The organism is Actinomadura sp. KC345 (genome assembly GCF_004348515.1).
Taxonomy (GTDB): Bacteria; Actinomycetota; Actinomycetes; order Streptosporangiales; family Streptosporangiaceae; genus Spirillospora.
In genome coordinates this window covers 1-1,966 of sequence record NZ_SMKH01000539.1, presented here as the reverse complement: position 1 = coordinate 1,966, position 1,966 = coordinate 1, and the positions used below count along the sequence as shown (strand labels likewise).

Genomic DNA, 1,966 nt, shown 5'->3' with positions numbered 1-1,966 from the left:
GTGGACGACCAGATCATCGGCTGCAGAGTCGGCTGGGCGCCCGCGGACGCGGTGCCCGTGCGCGGGTCCTCGTCGAAGGTGTAGCCGCCCGGCGTCTCCAGCTCGACGGTCCTCAGATCCACGGGCTCACGATGGCTCTGCGCCCGGAGCCGCACGATGAGATAGATCCCCTCGGTTCCGATCGGAGGCGGATTGCCGAGGGAGAGCCTCGGAGCCAGCGACCGCGCCGCCTCCACCTTCTCGACCCGCACGCTGAAGTCGCGGTTGCGGACCTCCTCGCCGACCGTGCCGCCGTTCCGGATGGGGTCCAGCTCCGTGGCCCTGACCTCGGGGCGGAGCGAGTGCAGCCACATCGCACCCGCGAGGAGGGCCGTCCCGCCGATCCCGGCGCCGCCCTTCAGGAGTACCTTACGGACGTTCATGGGCGGCTCGCAGTCGGCCTCGGCGCCCCGGTCGCCGCACCCGGCACCGGCGCACGTGTCGCCGGCCGGCTCGCCCGCGCGGTCGGCGTGGGCTGCGCGGTCGTCGTAGGCCGCGCCGCCGGCGCGGTGGGCCGGGGAGTCGCGCTCATGGCCGCCACCGGGAGGCTGAAGCGGCCGACCAGCTTGCCGCCCTCACGCCGGACGGCCCAGGTGTAGGTGTTGTCGGTGAACCCGTGCTCGTACTTCCACTCGCGCAGCCCCACGGTCAGCTTCGCGGGCGAGTCATCCGGATGCAGCTTCCACATCGCCGACGCCTCGACCGGCAGCCCCGGCTGCGCCACGTTCGTCTCCGCGCCGGCGGCGACGCCCTCGACCTGGTCGGGTTTCACCCACTTGCCGTCCTTGGTCAGCGCGCCCACACCGTCCGCGAGACCGCCCGTGCCGAGGGACTCGGTCTCCTTGCCCTTGTTGGCCACCCTCATCCGGACGATGAGGAACCGCTCCGGCCCGCTCCCGAAGTCGCCCTTCGCCATCCCGATCCGCGCGTCCCGGACGGTGATGTCGAACAGGCCGGCGTCCAGCGGCTTCCCCGCCGGCTTGGACGGCTGCTTCGGCGTCTCCTTGAGACCGCCCGTCACCCACAGCAGCGGGACGAGCGCGGCCAGCACGCCCAGCACGCACAGGGGCACCACCCAGCGCCGCGCCGAGCGCCGCCCTTGCTCTGCGTCCCCGGGAGGCGGGGGAACCGGTCCGTACGACTGCACCTGCCAGATGGTAACCGCTGCTCGTCTCGGGGGCGCCCGATGGGCGGACTCCGCCGGCCGGGCCGGTGCCGCGCGGAGCCCGCTCCGGCGCCGCGGTCAGTCGGTCCAGACGAGGGTGTTGGTGATCTCGGTCCCGAGTTCGCCGGCGGTGGTGAACACGGAGCCGGTGCGGCCGCCGGTGGCGGTGCCGGTGGACCAGTACGACTGCGCGTAGACCACGTTGGAGCCCTGCGTCCAGGAGCGCGTCCAGTAGGCGGGGTCCGGCCGGGGCTGGCGGATGCCGCTCGCGTCCGACGGGGTGAGCAGCTTCGGCCAGCCCTTGCTGGAGGTGACTCGGCTGACGGCACGCGCCGCCGAGGGGCTGGAGAACTTCGCGATCGAGACCGCGGTGATGATCTGCTTGGTCGAGTTGGCGTAGACGGCCGCGTGCATGTCCCCGACGCACGGGTAGGAGCTCAGCGTCGAGCGCAGCCTGGTGTTGGCGCGGAGGTTGCACGACTCGGTGCGGGTCCCGGCGCGGGTGAACGTGTTGCCCTTCGCCGTCCGGATGGTCGTGGACAGGATCGAACTCGGGTCCGACCCCGTCCCACCGCCGCCGCCCGTGGTCTGCGTGGGCCTCGGCTCGGAGGAGGGCGGGTTGTAGGACGGCGTGTAGGTGGGGGACGCGGTCGTGCTGCCGGAATCGTCGTCGCCCGACAGCACGACGAAGGCGCCGATGCCGACGATGGCGAGAACCCCCACCACACCGAAGATCAGCAGAGGGACCAGCGCGCCTCCGCC

3 protein-coding genes are annotated in these 1,966 nt (G+C 72.7%); all 3 read right to left on the bottom strand.

Annotated features, from left to right (window positions below; translation table 11 throughout):
• Positions 1-422: hypothetical protein (locus E1281_RS39350; RefSeq protein WP_131884766.1), on the bottom strand; the 422-nt coding region annotated here is incomplete at its 3' end.
• The gene (locus E1281_RS39345; protein ID WP_131884765.1) at positions 419-1,186 is read right to left on the bottom strand and encodes a hypothetical protein; all 768 of its coding nucleotides are present in this window, start codon (positions 1,184-1,186) and stop codon (positions 419-421) included. The genes E1281_RS39345 and E1281_RS39350, both read right to left, overlap by 4 nt.
• A 96-nt stretch (positions 1,187-1,282) precedes the next feature.
• On the bottom strand, positions 1,283-1,966 hold a 684-nt coding region (locus tag E1281_RS39340; RefSeq protein ID WP_165959320.1), incomplete at its 5' end, for a hypothetical protein.